Annotated in this window: 19 protein-coding genes; 13 read left to right on the forward strand and 6 right to left on the reverse strand. The window is 36.1% G+C overall.

Annotated elements, in window-relative coordinates; all coding sequences use genetic code 11:
- Positions 1-121: 121 nt before the first annotated feature.
- Both merR and merA read left to right on the forward strand, forming a co-directional pair.
- Positions 122-520 carry a mercury resistance transcriptional regulator MerR gene (gene merR, locus L3V42_RS13035; protein WP_238472179.1) on the forward strand — a complete coding sequence of 133 codons (399 nt, stop codon included), beginning with the start codon at positions 122-124 and terminating at the stop codon, positions 518-520.
- A 36-nt stretch (positions 521-556) separates the two neighbouring features.
- Positions 557-2,203 (forward strand): mercury(II) reductase, encoded by a 1,647-nt coding sequence (merA, locus tag L3V42_RS13040; RefSeq protein ID WP_235761401.1) that lies wholly within the window; start codon positions 557-559, stop codon positions 2,201-2,203.
- Positions 2,204-2,596: 393 nt separating this feature from the next.
- On the opposite strand, the gene L3V42_RS13050 is transcribed toward merA, so the two are convergent.
- Positions 2,597-2,848, reverse strand: coding sequence for an SHOCT domain-containing protein (locus L3V42_RS13050; protein ID WP_235761402.1), 252 nt, complete (start codon positions 2,846-2,848; stop codon positions 2,597-2,599).
- A gap of 445 nt (positions 2,849-3,293) precedes the next feature.
- Here L3V42_RS13050 and L3V42_RS13055 point away from each other — a divergent pair, with 445 nt between their 5' ends.
- The 6 genes from L3V42_RS13055 to L3V42_RS13080 all read left to right on the forward strand — a co-directional run bounded on the left by L3V42_RS13055 (position 3,294) and on the right by L3V42_RS13080 (position 7,960).
- Entirely contained in the window at positions 3,294-3,632 is a 339-nt protein-coding gene (locus L3V42_RS13055; protein WP_235761403.1) for a cytochrome P450 family protein, read from the forward strand.
- A gap of 50 nt (positions 3,633-3,682) precedes the next feature.
- A complete protein-coding gene (locus tag L3V42_RS13060; protein ID WP_235761404.1) occupies positions 3,683-4,099 on the forward strand; it encodes a cytochrome P450 family protein in 417 nt (138 codons plus the stop codon).
- Between the two features lie 133 nt (positions 4,100-4,232).
- The gene (locus L3V42_RS13065; protein WP_235761405.1) at positions 4,233-4,598 is read left to right on the forward strand and encodes an ArsR/SmtB family transcription factor; all 366 of its coding nucleotides are present in this window, start codon (positions 4,233-4,235) and stop codon (positions 4,596-4,598) included.
- Positions 4,591-7,002: a heavy metal translocating P-type ATPase gene (locus L3V42_RS13070; RefSeq protein ID WP_235761406.1), complete on the forward strand. Its 2,412-nt coding sequence runs from the start codon at positions 4,591-4,593 to the stop codon at positions 7,000-7,002. Before L3V42_RS13065 ends, L3V42_RS13070 begins: the two co-directional genes overlap by 8 nt.
- A 239-nt stretch (positions 7,003-7,241) precedes the next feature.
- Positions 7,242-7,385 carry a hypothetical protein gene (locus L3V42_RS13075; RefSeq protein ID WP_235761407.1) on the forward strand — a complete coding sequence of 48 codons (144 nt, stop codon included), beginning with the start codon at positions 7,242-7,244 and terminating at the stop codon, positions 7,383-7,385.
- A 284-nt stretch (positions 7,386-7,669) separates the two neighbouring features.
- Entirely contained in the window at positions 7,670-7,960 is a 291-nt protein-coding gene (locus tag L3V42_RS13080; RefSeq protein ID WP_310739773.1) for a M23 family metallopeptidase, read from the forward strand.
- A 122-nt stretch (positions 7,961-8,082) separates the two neighbouring features.
- Here the strand turns inward: L3V42_RS13080 and L3V42_RS13085 are convergent, their stop codons facing one another.
- Together L3V42_RS13085 and L3V42_RS13090 are read right to left on the reverse strand one after the other, a co-directional pair.
- Positions 8,083-9,570 carry a multicopper oxidase family protein gene (locus L3V42_RS13085; RefSeq protein WP_238472180.1) on the reverse strand — a complete coding sequence of 496 codons (1,488 nt, stop codon included), beginning with the start codon at positions 9,568-9,570 and terminating at the stop codon, positions 8,083-8,085.
- A gap of 273 nt (positions 9,571-9,843) precedes the next feature.
- The gene (locus L3V42_RS13090) at positions 9,844-10,254 is read right to left on the reverse strand and encodes a cupredoxin domain-containing protein (protein ID WP_235761409.1); all 411 of its coding nucleotides are present in this window, start codon (positions 10,252-10,254) and stop codon (positions 9,844-9,846) included.
- Positions 10,255-10,503: 249 nt separating this feature from the next.
- Here L3V42_RS13090 and L3V42_RS13095 point away from each other — a divergent pair, with 249 nt between their 5' ends.
- Complete coding sequence (locus tag L3V42_RS13095) at positions 10,504-10,728, forward strand: hypothetical protein (RefSeq protein WP_235761410.1); 225 nt, start codon at positions 10,504-10,506, stop codon at positions 10,726-10,728.
- A 79-nt stretch (positions 10,729-10,807) separates the two neighbouring features.
- Here the strand turns inward: L3V42_RS13095 and L3V42_RS13100 are convergent, their stop codons facing one another.
- Both L3V42_RS13100 and L3V42_RS13105 read right to left on the reverse strand, forming a co-directional pair.
- Positions 10,808-11,056, reverse strand: coding sequence for a hypothetical protein (locus tag L3V42_RS13100; protein WP_235761411.1), 249 nt, complete (start codon positions 11,054-11,056; stop codon positions 10,808-10,810).
- A gap of 300 nt (positions 11,057-11,356) precedes the next feature.
- Entirely contained in the window at positions 11,357-11,896 is a 540-nt protein-coding gene (locus tag L3V42_RS13105) for a CueP family metal-binding protein (protein WP_235761412.1), read from the reverse strand.
- A 254-nt stretch (positions 11,897-12,150) separates the two neighbouring features.
- Here L3V42_RS13105 and L3V42_RS13110 point away from each other — a divergent pair, with 254 nt between their 5' ends.
- Together L3V42_RS13110 and spoIIP are read left to right on the forward strand one after the other, a co-directional pair.
- A complete protein-coding gene (locus tag L3V42_RS13110; RefSeq protein WP_235761413.1) occupies positions 12,151-13,044 on the forward strand; it encodes a plastocyanin/azurin family copper-binding protein in 894 nt (297 codons plus the stop codon).
- Positions 13,045-13,304: 260 nt separating this feature from the next.
- Positions 13,305-14,462, forward strand: a complete 1,158-nt coding sequence (gene spoIIP / locus L3V42_RS13115) for a stage II sporulation protein P (protein WP_235761414.1) — start codon at positions 13,305-13,307, stop codon at positions 14,460-14,462.
- Positions 14,463-14,648: 186 nt separating this feature from the next.
- Here the strand turns inward: spoIIP and L3V42_RS13120 are convergent, their stop codons facing one another.
- Positions 14,649-15,266 (reverse strand): YdhK family protein, encoded by a 618-nt coding sequence (locus L3V42_RS13120; RefSeq protein WP_235761415.1) that lies wholly within the window; start codon positions 15,264-15,266, stop codon positions 14,649-14,651.
- A gap of 201 nt (positions 15,267-15,467) precedes the next feature.
- On the opposite strand from L3V42_RS13120, the gene L3V42_RS13125 reads away from it, so the two are divergent.
- Together L3V42_RS13125 and L3V42_RS13130 are read left to right on the forward strand one after the other, a co-directional pair.
- The gene (locus tag L3V42_RS13125) at positions 15,468-15,629 is read left to right on the forward strand and encodes an SHOCT domain-containing protein (protein WP_235761437.1); all 162 of its coding nucleotides are present in this window, start codon (positions 15,468-15,470) and stop codon (positions 15,627-15,629) included.
- 130 nt (positions 15,630-15,759) lie between these two features.
- Positions 15,760-16,488, forward strand: coding sequence for a cytochrome c biogenesis CcdA family protein (locus tag L3V42_RS13130; protein ID WP_235761416.1), 729 nt, complete (start codon positions 15,760-15,762; stop codon positions 16,486-16,488).
- The last annotated feature ends 4 nt before the right edge of the window (positions 16,489-16,492 follow it).

Here is a 16,492-nt window from a genome sequence, read left to right on the forward strand (position 1 = left end):
AAATACGATGCTTGGAACCATTTTTATTGTTAGAGGACTTCAAACTTTATTGTGTATTAAATATTATACTTGACCATGTACCTTGGTACATGGTTTATTATGTTTATAGAGGTGAATTAATTTGAGCTATCAAATTAGCGTATTTGCTGAAAAATGTGGTGTAAATAAAGAAACAATAAGGTTCTACGAAAAGAAAACATTATTAAAAGAGCCTAATCGAACGGATGCAGGTTATAGGATATATTCGGATGATGATGTTAAACGTGTAAAATTTATAAAAAGATTGCAAGATCTGGGATTTTCATTGAGTGAAATTTATAAATTACTTGGTGTTGTTGATAATGATAATGTGCGTTGCCAAGGTATGTATGAATTTGTATCTAATAAGGAAAAAGAGATTCAGAAGCAAATTGCAGATTTAATAAGGACAGAGTCCATGCTACAAGATTTAAAAAAACGATGTCCTGATCAAAAAGCAATAAATCAATGTCCAATTATTGAATGGTTAGTAATTGATTAAATATATTATCCATTTCAAATGAAGGAGAATTAAATGATGAGAAAATATCGTGTTAAAATCAACGGAATGACCTGTACGGGGTGTGAACAACATATTGATGCTGCATTAACTCGTATAGGTGCTACAAATATCGAAACCAGTTTTCAACGTGGTGAATCGGTATTTGAAATACCAGAGGATGTTAATGCTGAAAATTTAGGGCAGGCAATTAAACAAGCTAATTATCAAATAGAAGACATAGAAGAAATTTCAGTACAGAAGCTGAAAAATATCGAAATAGATAATAAAAGTGATTACGATTTACTCATCATTGGTTCAGGAGGGGCAGCTTTTTCTGCAGCTATTAAATCAATTGAATACGGTGCAAAAGTTGGAATGATTGAACGTGGGATAGTGGGAGGCACTTGTGTAAATATTGGCTGTGTTCCATCGAAAACACTTCTTAGAGCAGGAGAAATCAATCATTTAGCAAAAGCAAATCCGTTCACAGGTTTACAAACATCCACTGGGGTAGTCGATTTAGCCTCTTTGGTGAATCAAAAGGATGAATTAGTTAGCGAACTTCGAAACCAAAAATATATAGATTTAATAGATGAATATGGCATTGATTTAATAAAGGGTAAAGCTAAGTTTGTTGATGAAAATACAGTTGAAGTAAATGGGGAGAAACTTTCTGCAAAACGATTTTTAATTGCAACAGGTGCTTCGCCATCTATACCAACGATTTCAGGACTTGAAGAAGTGGATTATCTAACAAGTACAACACTACTTGCATTAAAAAAGGTGCCTAGACGATTAACAGTTATTGGTACAGGCTATATCGGATTGGAACTGGGGCAACTGTTTCATAATTTAGGTGCAGAAGTCACGCTCATTCAAAGAAGTGATCGCCTTTTAAAAGAGTATGACCTAGAAATTTCAGAAGCTGTAGAAAGAGTCTTAATCGAACAGGGTATAAACCTTATTAAAGAGGCAACTTATGAGCGTGTAGAACAAATTGGAGAGCTAAAAAAGGTTTATATAACGGTAGAAGGTAAGAAAAAAGTCGTGGAATCAGAGCATTTACTTGTTGCAACAGGAAGAAAGCCAAATACGGATTCTTTAAATTTAAGTGCAGCAGGGGTTGAAGTTGGAAAACGAAACGAAATCCTGATAGATGATTATGCTAGAACAAGTAATGAGAAGATTTATGCAGCAGGAGATGTAACTTTGGGACCTCAAATTGTCTATGTAGCAGCCTATGAAGGTGGAATTGTTGGTGATAATGCGATAGGTGGGTTAAATAAAAGATTAAATTTATCGGTTATACCAGCTGTCACGTTTATAAATCCATCGATTGCAACAGTTGGGTTAACTGAAGAACAAGCAAATGAAAAAGGCTATGAAGTAAAAACATCGGTATTATCTTTAGACGCCGTTCCAAGGGCATTAGTAAATCATGAAACGATTGGTGTATTTAAGATTGTTGCTGATGCTAAAACATTAAAAGTTCTTGGGGTTCATATTGTATCTGAAAATGCAGGAGATGTAATTTATGCAGCTTCGCTAGTAGTAAAGCATGACTTAACCGTGGACGATTTAAAAGATAGCCTTGCACCATATTTAACAATGGCTGAAGGTCTAAGGTTAGCTGCTCTTACATTTGATAAAGATGTTTCGAAATTATCTTGTTGTGCAGGGTAAAGAAAAATAATTACGGTGAGGTGAAAATGTTGCATCTAATCATCAAAACAACCATGTAATACTTTATATCGATATTTTGTTACCCAGGTTACATGGTACTTGATATCATATACTGCATGGCTATTCTTCTTATATCCGTCCATACTTTTCACCTCTTGTCTTTAGTATGCAAATCAAAAGATAAGGCTAAAAGCGGATACCGTCTAAAGACGGTGGAGTTAGACCACGCATTTGGAAATTAAACAATATTTACGTTTTTTCATTCTAGTGGACCTAGTGATAGGGTTCGTGTCATAGACTGCAAAAGTAACAACGAGCAAATAAACTTTTGGCTTCCCGATATTTTTGAAAGCCAATTTATAGGGTAGTAGCAGGTTTCCTGTGTCACTACCCCTATATCAATTCATTGATTAATTTTCTCTTTTGCTTATATTCATCATCATTAATTTCGCCTTTAACATAACGTTCTTTTAACATCATTAACGGTCGATCTTCAATTTTGCTTTTCCTCATTAGTAACCGTGCAACAACGTAAATCGTAGCTCCTATAATCATTACAAAGATAATTAACCCAATCACCATAATGATGCACATTATTATCATTGAACCATTCATCATATTATCCGTCATCATATAATTCATCATTCATTTTACCTCTTACTTCATAGTTTTTTTATTTTTGTTTCCCAATATACCCGTTTATGCCAATAACGAATATTTTTAAGTTATGGAATTAAATAATCAATGAAAACTGGAGTTTTCCTGAACGGGCTCCTGTTTATCCGTATATACCTTTAAATAATTAACTTGCTATTTTGACATTCAGTCAGTAGCACATTGAAGACAAGTCTCAGCAAGAAACTTAATGATTGCTTTAGCAATTTATCGATACTTAAAACATCAAGGCCGAAAGGTATCTATTAGAATAACCTAATCCGTCCTATTATTTACCTAAGTCAAAGAAAAATGTATTTTAAATTCAATTTCTTCTTATACTTCTTTTAGACAAACGTCATAACAATGACTAAAGGAAGAGGAAATAGGGAAAAGTAACATAAAATTATCACTAATGAAAATGGAGGTGAATGATATGTCAGATACAAATCAAATGCCTCGGGAAGAAGGAATAGATCATGGCTTGAGTCTTATGAGAGAAGGTTATATGTACATTTTGAACAGACGTCACAGTTTTAATTCTAATATATTTGAGACCAGATTGCTTGGGAAGAAAGCGATCTGCATGGTAGGAAAGGAAGCTGCCGAAGTTTTTTATAACACTGAGAAATTCAAAAGGAAAGATGCAGCACCGAACCGGGCGGTTCAAACATTGTTCGGGAAGAATGGTGTTCAGGCGTTGGATGGACAAGATCACAAACATCGGAAGGAAATGTTTATGTCCATCATGTCTCCCAAGGGCTTCAAAAACTAACAGATATTACAAAAAAACAGTGGAAAACAGCGCTAAATAAATGGGAACAGATGGATGAAGTTGTTCTTTATGAAGAAGTAAAAGAAGTCCTGTGTAGAACAGCCTGCCAGTGGGCAGGCGTCCCGTTGGAAGAAGACGATGTTAAGGAATTGACAAAAGACTTGGCAGCGATGTTCGAGTCTCCAGCTGCAGTTGGTCCAAACGATTGGCTAGGGAGAAATGCACGGAATAAAGTAGAAAATTGGATTGGTGAGTTGGTTGATAAGGTGCGTAATGGGGGAATAAATCCTCAAGAAGATACAACCTTACATAGATTTGCCTGGCATCGCGATTTGGAAGGGAATCTTCTGGATTCCAAGACTGCTGCTGTGGAAGTGATCAATATCTTGAGACCTATTGTGGCTATCGCTATGTGTTCAGTCCTGATCGGTTTGCCAAATGGGAAGGCAGCCCATTCATATTACTGAATAGTTGAGAAGGAAAATCTCATTTTTTAAAAATGATATATATTCAAATGTTCATTTGACTATTAGTTTATAATTGAATATAATAAAAGTATATTTAATATCCAAACAACTATTTGAATGTGGGGGGAATATTATGACAAAAGATATTTGTGAAGTTACCTGTATTCACGAGGATAAAGTAAACAGAGCTAAAAATGACCTTGCTAAACAAAATCCTATGGAAGTAGCTAAGGTTTTTAAGGCTCTGTCAGATGATACAAGAATTAAAATTGCTTATGTTTTGTCCCTAGAGGGGGAGTTGTGTGTTTGTGATGTGGCGAACATTATTGAATCTTCAACTGCTACAGCATCCCATCATTTAAGATTATTGAAAAATTTAGGGATAGCAACATATCGCAAAGAAGGAAAGTTAGTCTATTATTCACTAGATGATGAGCATGTTAAACAGCTCGTGGAAAAAGCCTTCGTGCATCAGAGGGAGGCTATGAAAGTTGGATAATACAGCAAAAACCTTAACAGAAGATAAAAATGTTTATCGTGTTGAGGGTTTCTCATGTGCAAGTTGTGCAGGGAAGTTCGAAAAAAATGTAAAACAACTACCAGGAGTACAGGATGCTAAGGTCAATTTTGGAGCTTCTAAAATTGATGTAATCGGTAATGCAAGCCTTGAAGAGCTAGAAAAGGCTGGTGCTTTCGAGAATCTTAAAGTGGCACCAGAGAAAACAAGAAGACGGGTCGAGCCGGTCGTAATTGAAGAAAAAAATGTATACCGTGTTGAAGGCTTTTCCTGTGCAAACTGTGCCGGGAAATTTGAAAAGAATGTAAAAGAAATACCGGGAATTCAAGATGCAAAAGTAAATTTTGGAGCTTCTAAAATTAATGTGTATGGAAGCACAACAATCGATGAACTTGAAAAAGCAGGTGCCTTCGAGAATCTTAAAGTATTTCCTGAAAAACTAGCGAATCAATCGATACGAGAAGTTAAAGAAGATAATAAGGCTTATAAAGAAGAGAAAATGCCATTTTATAAAAAACACAGTACATTACTATTTGCCTCATTACTAATTGCCTTTGGTTACCTTTCTCACTTTGTAAATGGAGAAGATAACCTGGTAACTTCAATGTTATTTATAGGTTCAATTGTAATTGGAGGATATTCACTATTTAAAGTTGGTTTTCAAAATTTGATACGCTTCGATTTCGACATGAAAACCCTGATGACAGTTGCCGTTATTGGAGCCGCCATCATCGGTGAATGGGCAGAGGCGTCTATTGTTGTCATTCTCTTTGCAATCAGTGAAGCACTTGAACGTTTCTCTATGGATAGAGCAAGACAATCCATTCGTTCATTGATGGATATTGCTCCAAAAGAAGCCCTTGTTAGACGGAATGGTCAGGAAATAATGATCCATGTGGATGATATCGCTGTAGGTGATATTATGATTGTCAAACCAGGAGAAAAAATCGCCATGGATGGGCTAGTTGTGAATGGCTTCTCAGCTGTCAACCAGGCAGCTATAACAGGAGAATCTGTCCCTGTTGCCAAAACGGTAAATGATGAAGTATTTGCAGGTACACTTAACGAAGAGGGATTACTTGAAGTAAAAATCACTAAATATGTAGAAGATACAACAATTGCTAAGATTATTCACTTAGTTGAAGAAGCGCAAGGGGAACGTGCTCCAGCTCAAGCGTTTGTAGATAAATTCGCAAAATATTATACGCCCATTATTATGATTATTGCAGCCCTAGTTGCCATTGTTCCACCACTATTCTTTGGAGGAAACTGGGGAACATGGGTATACCAGGGATTAGCGGTACTTGTGGTCGGTTGTCCTTGTGCATTAGTTATTTCCACACCAATCTCGATTGTTTCCGCAATCGGAAATGCTGCCAAAAAAGGTGTCTTAATCAAAGGTGGTGTTTATTTAGAAGAATTGGGTACGATCAAGGCAATTGCCTTTGATAAGACCGGAACACTAACAAAAGGTGTACCGGTAGTAACGGATTATAAAGTACGAAATGAACAGATTAAAGAAAAAGAGCTACTTTCCATCATTACAGCATTAGAATACCGTTCACAACATCCACTTGCTTCAGCAATTACGAAGAAGGCAGAACAAGAAAATATCGCTTTTAAAGATATTCAAGTGGAGGATTTCACTTCCATTACGGGGCGTGGGATTAAAGGGATTGTAAACGGAACGACCTATTATATTGGCAGCCCAAGGCTTTTCAAGGAATTGAATGTATCCGACTTGAGTCTGGAGTTTGAAAACGAGGTAAAAGCCTTACAAAATGAAGGTAAAACGGCCATGATCATTGGGACGGAACAAACGATCCTTGGCGTGATAGCTGTTGCGGATGAAGTCCGTGAAACAAGTAAAGACGTGGTTCAAAAAATTCACCAGTTAGGGATTAAGCAAACAACGATGCTGACAGGTGATAATAAAGGTACTGCAAGTGCCATAGGTACACATGTAGGCGTAACCGATATTCAAGCCGAGTTAATGCCCCAGGATAAGTTGGAATACATCAAAAAAATGAAATCAGATTATGGCAAGGTAGCCATGATCGGCGATGGCGTCAATGATGCCCCGGCTTTAGCTGCATCTACTGTTGGAGTAGCAATGGGTGGGGCTGGGACGGATACGGCCATCGAAACAGCAGATATTGCTTTAATGGGAGGTGACTTAACAAAGCTGCCATTTGCAGTGAGGTTGAGTCGAAAAACATTGAATATTATTAAAGCGAATATTACTTTTGCGATTGGAATTAAGTTGATTGCCTTACTATTAGTTATTCCGGGTTGGCTAACCCTTTGGATTGCTATTCTTTCAGATATGGGAGCTACTATTCTCGTAGCATTGAATAGTTTGCGACTCATGAGAGTAAAAGAATAATGGATTTTACCAAACTCCCCAAGAGCTAACGTTACATCTAGCTCTTGGGATTTTTTAGAAGATGAAATAAGAAATCTAGTATTTTTTGCTTTATTTGACGTATTCAAACTTCACAATTTCTACATAAAGTTAATTTATAATACTAATGAAATATAGACAATTTACTAAAAGGTCTATCTTTTTTTTGGTAAGGAAAAAGTTAAGAAATCGATTTTAAGCTGGTAAATAATGGCGATTTGATGGAACAAATTGAAGCAGATAAAGTAAAAGTGGAAGAGAAGCAGGAAGAGGTCGTTATTAAACTTGCGGAATTAAAAGATTTGAGACTAGAACTAGAAGGAATGCAAGCATTAATCGAGGATCAAAAAAAGAAACGAAGATAAAGTAAGCTAGTTTAAAGGAAAAAGAAGAAAAGCTTGTTGCTAAGGTGGAAGGGTTAAAACTTGAAGACAGTAAACTGGCGGCACTTGAGAAGAAAGTTAAGGGTAATATGACAGCGTTAACTCAGCCAGCCCGGGCTACTCAAATTGCATCCGCTAGTGCTGGCTCAAATGGCGATCTTTCAACGCTAAGTAACCAATCAAGCGGTGGCTATCTTGCCTAGCCAGCGGTAGGTGGGTATAATTCCAGTTATGTTGGACCACGCTGGGGAAGACAGCATAACGGAATTGATATCGCGCGCTCAAGCAATTATAATATTTTAGCTGCTGCAGATGGAGTAGTGACGAAAGCGGGTCATACTGGTGGCTTTGGGAACAGAATAGAGATTGAACATAGTAATGGCTTAAAAACGCTTTATGCGCATTTATCGTCAATTAATGTAACGGTTGGACAAGAAGTTAGTACAGGCACGGTAATCGGGATAATGGATAATACTGGAAATTATACAGGGATCCATTTACATTTTGAAGTATATAAGAATGGTGCTTTGCAGAATCCGATGGACTACCTAAATTAAATGATGTTTATTGTCGAGATTATATGCTAGATATCAATTTAGAGGGCTTAGACAACTAGACATAAAAATGGTTCCAACCATCTGAAATAGGGGGTTGGAACCATTTTTTTATTTTACTGATCCTATTCTACCTTTACCTGTCCCATCATGCCGTTGTCCTCATGTTCAAGAATATGACAATGGAACATATATATACCCTTGTGCTTAAATTGTATTGCTATTTTTACCGTTTCATCTGGTTGAACAGAAATACTGTCTTTCCATCCTCGCTCATTCTCCGGGGGTTCTTCTCCATCTCTGGATAGTATTTTAAATTGGGCCCCGTGTATGTGGAATGGATGGATCATCCCACCCATCTCGTCTGGCTTATTGTAAATTTCCCATACTTCAGTAACACCTTGTTCTTGCGTGAAATCAATTCGTTCTGGATCAAATTTCTTCCCATTAATCGTAACCTGATCCATCATTCCGAAGAGTTCCACTTGCTTTGTAACTGGCATGCTTAGCTCTTCTTCTGATACTGAAACATCATTCATCTTCTCAGGAATACTGCTTTCTTCTCCACCTTCTTCAGAAACATTAAAGGGAAGAAGGATAGAGCCATCTTCATTTACTAACGTCAAGTCATTCTCCGTGTCGAGCTGTGAGAAATCAATAATGATTTCCGCCCGTTCGGATGGTGTTAGTGTAATTTCATCCAGTGTCACCGGTTTGTTTAAAAATCCTCCATCCGTTGCGATTTGCTCGAATGAATCCCCAGTATTCAATTTAAATGTGTAATTTCTTGCATTTGATCCGTTCAATAAGCGGAGACGTACTTTCTCTTTATTAACAGTTAACTTTGGATTCAATGTCCCATTAATTAGCAACGTCTCACCGATTGTTCCGTCATCATTCATTGCAGCGCTAAAATTTAATTGACCTTTATCATCGAATGTTTTATCTTGAAAAATCAGTGGGATGTCATTCTCTCCATACGTATTTGGCAATCCAAGACTTTTTGAATGATCATCTTCGATATAAATCAGGCCTGCGAGTCCATTGTATACTTGTTCAGCAGTTTTCCCTTCAGGATGGGGGTGAAACCATAGTGTTGAAGCTTCTTGAGTCACATCAAATTCAATTATTTCTTCTTCTCCGGGTTCCAGGAATTCATGTGGTCCACCATCAGCATCCCCGGTTACTTCCAATCCATGCCAATGAAAGGTTGTTTCCTCATCTAACTCATTAATCGTTCTAATTTTTACTGCTTTACCTTCTTCAAGCCGAAGCATTGGTCCTAAAAAGGAACCATTATACCCGTACGTTTTCGTTTTAGTACCATCGAAAATTTCAGTTTCTCCGGTTTGTGCCCGAACGGTGTATTCAACTTGATTGTCATCATCATTATCAGGCTCTAATATAGGAGGGACGTTCAATTCATTTTCCCCGGTAGAGTTGTTTAAACTTACTACCTCATCGTGGCTCATATGCTCGTCCATGGTGTCGTGATCCATGGTTGAATGGTCCATGTCATCCATTTCTTCTTCAGGCTGCGTGTTATCATTACTGCAAGCACTGATAACCAATATACTAATTATCAATACTAGAATCTTAAGTTTTGTTCCCATCTTATGTTTCCTTTCTCTTTTTAGATTATTTCCTATTTAGTGTAACAAGAGATTATGAAGAAAATATGCAAATTTTGTGTTGAAATATAAGGCTTAGAATATACGTCTTATTTGATCCTTTATATTTATAAAGCAGTATTTCTAAAGTACTGCTTAAAAGGAAAACTAAAATGGCACCTAAATCCGATTACGCAAGGAATTAGGCGCCTAAAAATAGATTTATTAAATGTGAAATTAAGTGAAAAAATCAGTTGGTTATATATTTAATCGAACTTACTGTACAATCAATTTAGCGACCATATCGCTATGGCCTTGACCGCAAGGGATATTGCAATAGATAGTATATTCACCCGGCTCCTCCGGTGTAAATACTGCCTCCCCATCTCCTTCAACGCTTACATCTAGCTCATCGATAGAGATTCCATGCATTCCTTCAACGTTTGTCAGGCTTAGCTTTACTTCTTCTCCAGCAGTTACCGTAGTTTCGGATAGATCTAACTCAAAGTTAGATGCTTGGATTTCAATTTCGTTAAAAGTGGTTTCTTCTGAAGAGCTGGTGCTCTCTGTCTCCTCCGTTGAATTGTCACCATCGTTATCCGTCGTACTGCTGTTATCATCCCCACCACAGGCTGCCAGCACTAAAATGAGACTCAGGATTAAAGTTACTAATATGCTTCTTTTCAATATAGTTTCCTCCCACTTGATTTAATTTATTGGTAGCTGTGTTGTAACTACTCCAAAATAATAGTAATCCTTACATGTCCACATTTGATGCAGAAAACGTGGCGAATTTGGGACAGTTAGATGGGAGTTTACTGACGTGACGCAAAATGTTAACCTTTTCTGGATAAATTCTTGAAAGTTTTTATATAAAGTTAAATTGTGAAAGACGTTTTTAAACCTTATACCAACTAATTTAAAGGAGGTTTTTAAATGAAAAAGAAGTTAATATCAGGAGGTCTTGTTATTGTTCTGGCTTTGGGTATAGGTAATGTAGTATATGCCCACGGTGGTTCAGACAGTGGATGGAATTTTCAAGAAATGCTCCCTTTCATGAAGGAAATGCATCCAGAGATGGATAAACAGAAAATGAAGGAGATGTATCAAAAGTGTCACGGTTCGAGTGATGACAAGGCACTGATGGGCACCAAAATATAAGTAGTGTGTGTTAGACTAATCCCCCATATCTAGTCTAATTATATATAAAACAGAACTATCATACATTGGTAGTTCTGTTTTAATTTAATTTATTGCATATTCGGTAATTCAAAATTACATGAAAATCATAGAATGATTCATCATAGGTAACTTTCACTTTACCGGAGTTTATGTCTACTTCTACAGTGCCTTTTAATGTTAAATCTACAAGTAAATCTTTTTCTAAACCAAGCCGCTCTGCTTCTTTTACTGTAAGCCAAAAACCTAATGCAGCCGCTGTAGCAATAATAATGTCATACCAATAAATTGTAACTGCACCAATCTCCAAAAACACCCTATCCAAAGGAGCTACTGTAGTAAATATTATTTGTTAACCTCTGCAAGATTCCTTGGAAAACATGAAAGAAACTGTTGGGAATCAAGGTTATGACGTAGCATAAAAATAGATGATAAAAGCTGGTTTCTGGAATTGGGACCAGCTTTTTTTGAAATGCGTAAAGATGAATTACCTTTAAACCCTTTAAAAGATTCCATCTTGTTCTTATTCTGAATAACAGAGCGTCCAATAATATTATCGGATGCTCTGTTATTTGTTTGCCATTATTAAAGTAAATTAAGCTTCATTATTTTACATCAACTGCATAGTTGTAATGCACGTATTATCATTTTTGAAGGTAGAGAACTCTGATTCAGCTATTTTACCTTCCTGTGTAATAGTAACCTGATAAGTTTCTTCCCTCGGAACCCATAAGTCAATAAATCCATTTGCTTCTGATTTCATTGTTTGATCAATGATTACGTTACCGTTCGAATCCTCAATATATACATCAAACTCTTCATTCACCATCTCACCTTGACAGCCAGTCAAGCTATGAATATCACAAGGGTGTGTCTGGTTGATGAACGGAGCGATAGAAACAAAGAATTCATCTTCAGGTAAGTCATAAATCAATTGATTTTCCTCAGCATCAGTAACAATAAGTTCATGCGAGGAAATCGAGGCTGTTTCATTTTCAATATTACCTACACTGTAATCTAGAACTAATTCCTTTATATCCTGAGTTTCATTCGCTTTTGGGGCAGTACCAGCATCATTTCCCAAGAATGAAAGTACTACTATTCCTAATATGACTATCCCAACTATTGTAAAGATTAGGCTTTTTTTCATACATAATTCTCCTCGTTTAAGTTATTATATCCGCTTAAAATAGATTGAAAAGGAATTCTTCATCGCAATATCATGATAAATTTATTCTTTCTTTATAAATTTATCTGGAATTAATGGAGTTTCTGTGTAGAAATTATGTCTAACTTGTGAAAAAGTATATCTTTAATTTTAATAATAATCACTCATAAGAATGAATCAATACAACGTTCATATAATAGGCGTGAAGGACAAGTATTGAAAAGGGGGAATGAAAAATGACATTTGCTTTAAGTGTAACTTTGGCGTTCATATTTATACTAAAGCTCTTTATTATATGGGAAACGATTCGTTACAGGGGAAAAATAACGAACATGGCTGGAATGATGATCTCTATGTCCCTTGGAATGATAGGTGGGCTCACAGTTGGTGTCATACTAGGTATTTTACTCTTAGGAGATTTGTTTTCCTCTACTATTTTAGCAATGTTGATTGGAGTATTAGCCGGGTTCCTAGCGGGTCTTCCTATAGGTTTAATGCCAGTTATAGACGGAACGTTAGCGGGTATTATGGGCGGTATGATGGGAGCGATGTTAGGTGAAATGATTGCTCCTGAGTACCAGGAAACCATAATAAGGGTCATGTTTTTGTTATTCATAGGAATTATTGTAATTTTGTATCAAATGATGCAGCAGGAATTCATAAAAAGCAAAGCAATTGTCAATCATCCTGTCACCATGATTGTGTTATTTGTTCTTTTTACTGTTGGATATAATCAGGTGGGTCCATTGATTACACCTTCACATTCATCAAATAATAGTAACCATCATCACAGTATCGGGATAAATAGCGTGGTTATACAAGCTGACGATTATTCTTTCACTCCAAGCCATACAGAGATAAAAGCTGGTGAAATGGTGACAATTACTTTAGACAATATCGGTGAAGTGGAACATGATATCGAAATAATAGGAATGGAAGCGGAAATAGAGGAACAAGCCTCATCGCACGATCATGGGCAGGGTAATGATCAATTACATCTGCACAGCTTTCCAGGAGAGAAACAGGAAATAACATTCACTGTTATCACCACAGGTACCTACCGTTATGTCTGTACCATACCAGGTCATGAAGAGTTAGGAATGACTGGGGTTATTGAAATCGTGTCATGAAAATTTATTCTGCAATTTCTTGCTTCTATGAGTTTAATGATAGGTTTTACAATAATGATGATTTTAGATGTGGTACTCGGATAAAAATCGTTAGTATTATTATGGAGATATGAAGAAAATTCATTTAAACCTAGATAAAGACATGGCATGAAATGCGTTTTATTTCAATGCCATGTCTTTAATTTTGGCACAATATCATTTAAAATATGAAACTTCTAAATTACTTATCAGCCTCATAGTATTACTAGAGGTGATTATTAATGGCAAAAAGGCAAATGAAAGAAAAAAATGCAACGGTTTTAGTACTTCCATTCCTTTTATTTATATTTTCTATCATACTATTAGTTAGTAGTCCATCAAATTTAAAAATCAATATCTTCAAAAATCAAGACTATATAGAAATTATCAACTCAGAAACTATTACCAATGCACTTCTTCTAATGATAGGGGAAGGAGTTCCACAGTTCAAAGACTTTCTTGAGAAAGAAGTGGAAATACCTTCTATAACGGAGGTAGCATTTGAGTCGATTACGGGTATTAAAACCGATAATATATCAACATTACTTTTGCATGAAATACCAGGGTTTAACCGTGCTACAACTAAAATTTATATTGCGGGAGAGGGATCTGACTACTCCAATCTGCCTAATGAATCTCCCCCACCTAATTTTGATGAATTGCTTAAAAAGGAAGATTCAAACAAGGAACAAGCTCAGAACAGTGAAAATAAAAGTAATGAAGAGAGTAGTATCAAAAAAATAAATGATCCCTCTGTTTTTATTTATCATTCCCATAGTTGGGAAGGATACTTGCCTCTAATTAATAAGGATGTTAAGCCAAGTGAAGCTTCCAGTATAAATAACGAGGAAAATGTAGTTCTGGTTGGAACAATGTTAAGTAATAAATTGAAAGAATACGGAATAACAGCCCAGCATGAAGAAACGAATATGGCACAAGCATTACACGACAAGGGATGGGATTATAACAATTCGTATACCCTCTCGCGTGAACTTGTTCAGACTGTATCATCACAAAGTAAAAGTATCTCTTACTATATTGACATTCATAGGGATTCAGCTAGAAAAGAAAGTACTACTACAACGATAAATGGTAAGAATTACGCAAGGCTATACTTTGTGGTGGGACAAGAACATGAGAATTATCAAGAGAATTTAATGTTTGCAAAGGAGATTCATGAAAAGCTTGAAGAGAAATATCATGGTTTGAGTAAAGGGATTTACTTAAAAACGAGGGCGGAAGGTAATGGAGTATATAATCAGGATATTTCCAGTAAATCAATTTTAGTAGAAGTAGGTGGAATAGATAACGATAAAGATGAATTAAGTAATACGATTGATGCGTTTTCAGAAGTTTTTAAAGAACTTTACGATGGTGCAATTGAAGTCAATGCTCAGTAAAGAAGTTTTTCTAAGATGCATGTTAGATATGTAAGAATTTGGGATATCTATATTTGCAGTATTAAGCACTGGGCTGTTCGTGTTCATTAAATTAATCCAGCGAAAAATGGTTCCTATCATCAAATCAATGATAGGAACCATTTTAAAATTATACTTAGATATTTATGTCCAACTATCTATAAATATTTACTCGGCAGGGGATAATTCATTTTCCGTTACCCATTTATGGTTTGTTACTTCTTCTCCACCTGTAGTTGGAATGAAATCAACCATGTAGACCGTTGTTTCTTCAGCGGAATCAATTTCAGCTACAGCCCCATCCATACCATTCATATGGTCTGCATTCATTGTTACTTCAGTACCTGGTTCTAGAGGAGCTGCTCCCGGATTTTCCAATTCCTCATGGATGATCCATTTATGGTTCGTTACTTCCTCACCGCCAGTTGTAGGAGTGTAGGAAACAGTATAGACCGTTGTCTCATAGGCTCCTGCAATTGTCGCTTCGGCACCATTCATTCCTTCCATATGATCTGTCTCTATGATTGCTTGACTACCAACTTCATATGTTGGATTTTCAGCTTCTTTCAAATTCTCGGGGACTTCTCCAGAGCTAGACATATCCATTTCAGAATGATCCATACCTTCATGTGAGTCAGCTTCCGATTCCGTGTCTTCTTCTGTGTTTGATTCTGTCTCGTTACCCGTATTTTCTTCCGGATCCGTTTCTTCTGTTCCACCAGTACAAGCAGCTAATAGAAACACTGTAGAGATAGAAAAAAGTACCATTATTATATTTCTGCTCACTTTTATCCCTCCATTTTTTTAGTCTTGATTAATCTACCCCGTAAATTTGCATTTTATGTGCAGATTCTTTTACAAGTCATTAGATGACCTTTTTCTGCAAATTTTCTTGACTAATTCTCTATATAATTATCCTTATAATAATAAGAAGGTGATAAAATGCACTTCATGTATGGTTATGGTTCAATATGGCCGATGATCTGTATGATAATAGCTTGGTTGGGTTTAATATTTATAGGGGTTCTTTTAATTAGAAATTTCACCAAGGGGAAACCTAACACCTATAAAATCTTAAAGGAAAGATTTGCAAAAGGTGAAATAGATAAAGAAGAATTCGAACGTATAAAATCAGTTCAAAAGGATTGAGATTACTACGAAAACATCTGCACAATAAATGGATACTTTTTTAATAAACTAATATGAATGGGTGATTTATTGAACCCATCTACTAAGGTTAAGAAAAATAGTTGATAAAGATAGTGAGTTGAACGAAAATATGGTTGATGTATTTTATCAAATCAGTAGTACATTACTTGGACAACTGCAACAATTGGCATTTGGTTTTCAACATCTCCCAATATTATTTGCATTCTTCCTAGGATTAGTCGGAGCTGTGGCTCCATGCCAGCTCACTAGTAATATAAGTGCAATAACTATATATGGGAACAGGTCATTAGTTGACAAGGTGCCTTGGTTATATGTGTTTATGTTTGTTTTAGGTAAAATTGTTGTCTTTTCAATAATTGGCATTGTAATCTGGCTGTTAGGAAAAGAAGTGCATAGTACATTAACACAAATGTTTCCTCTTTTACGAAAAGTTATCGGACCGGTACTTATATTCATCGGATTATATATGATGGGAGTATTTCGCTGGGGTAAAACGTGGGCGATTTTAGAATTTCCTTTCAATAAGTTAAAAGATAGTTATTTGGGTAGTTTTTTAATGGGAGTAAGCTTTACATTAGCTTTTTGTCCAACCATGTTTATCCTATTTATCGTCACATTGATGCCAATCGTTTTGGAGACTTCGAATGGATTTATTCTGCCTTCTGTATTTGGGATAGGGACATCTCTTCCTTTACTGATCGTTATCTTTTTGATTTGGTATTTTGGAGCAAGTGGAGTAATCTTAAAGAAGAGCAGGAAGATAGGTGCAATAACTCAAAAGGTTGCAGGAGTTTTACTTCTTCTCATTGGCATACTAGACACATTAACCTATTGGTAGTATA

Source organism: Oceanobacillus alkalisoli, from assembly GCF_022213125.1.
GTDB lineage: Bacteria > Bacillota > Bacilli > Bacillales > Amphibacillaceae > Oceanobacillus > Oceanobacillus alkalisoli.

Excerpts from the sequence above, each read along its gene's own strand:
- L3V42_RS13110 (WP_235761413.1), top strand. The coding sequence starts at position 12,151 with ATGACATTTGCTTTAAGTGTAACTTTGGCGTTCATATTTATACTAAAG.
- L3V42_RS13060 (WP_235761404.1), top strand. The coding sequence starts at position 3,683 with ATGGATGAAGTTGTTCTTTATGAAGAAGTAAAAGAAGTCCTGTGTAGA.
- L3V42_RS13105 (WP_235761412.1), bottom strand. The coding sequence starts at position 11,896 with ATGAAAAAAAGCCTAATCTTTACAATAGTTGGGATAGTCATATTAGGA.
- L3V42_RS13065 (WP_235761405.1), top strand. The coding sequence starts at position 4,233 with ATGACAAAAGATATTTGTGAAGTTACCTGTATTCACGAGGATAAAGTA.
- L3V42_RS13125 (WP_235761437.1), top strand. The coding sequence starts at position 15,468 with ATGATAATAGCTTGGTTGGGTTTAATATTTATAGGGGTTCTTTTAATT.
- L3V42_RS13085 (WP_238472180.1), bottom strand. The coding sequence starts at position 9,570 with ATGGGAACAAAACTTAAGATTCTAGTATTGATAATTAGTATATTGGTT.
- spoIIP (WP_235761414.1), top strand. The coding sequence starts at position 13,305 with ATGGCAAAAAGGCAAATGAAAGAAAAAAATGCAACGGTTTTAGTACTT.
- L3V42_RS13050 (WP_235761402.1), bottom strand. The coding sequence starts at position 2,848 with ATGATGAATTATATGATGACGGATAATATGATGAATGGTTCAATGATA.
- merA (WP_235761401.1), top strand. The coding sequence starts at position 557 with ATGAGAAAATATCGTGTTAAAATCAACGGAATGACCTGTACGGGGTGT.
- L3V42_RS13075 (WP_235761407.1), top strand. The coding sequence starts at position 7,242 with ATGGAACAAATTGAAGCAGATAAAGTAAAAGTGGAAGAGAAGCAGGAA.
- L3V42_RS13055 (WP_235761403.1), top strand. The coding sequence starts at position 3,294 with ATGTCAGATACAAATCAAATGCCTCGGGAAGAAGGAATAGATCATGGC.
- L3V42_RS13095 (WP_235761410.1), top strand. The coding sequence starts at position 10,504 with ATGAAAAAGAAGTTAATATCAGGAGGTCTTGTTATTGTTCTGGCTTTG.
- L3V42_RS13130 (WP_235761416.1), top strand. The coding sequence starts at position 15,760 with ATGGTTGATGTATTTTATCAAATCAGTAGTACATTACTTGGACAACTG.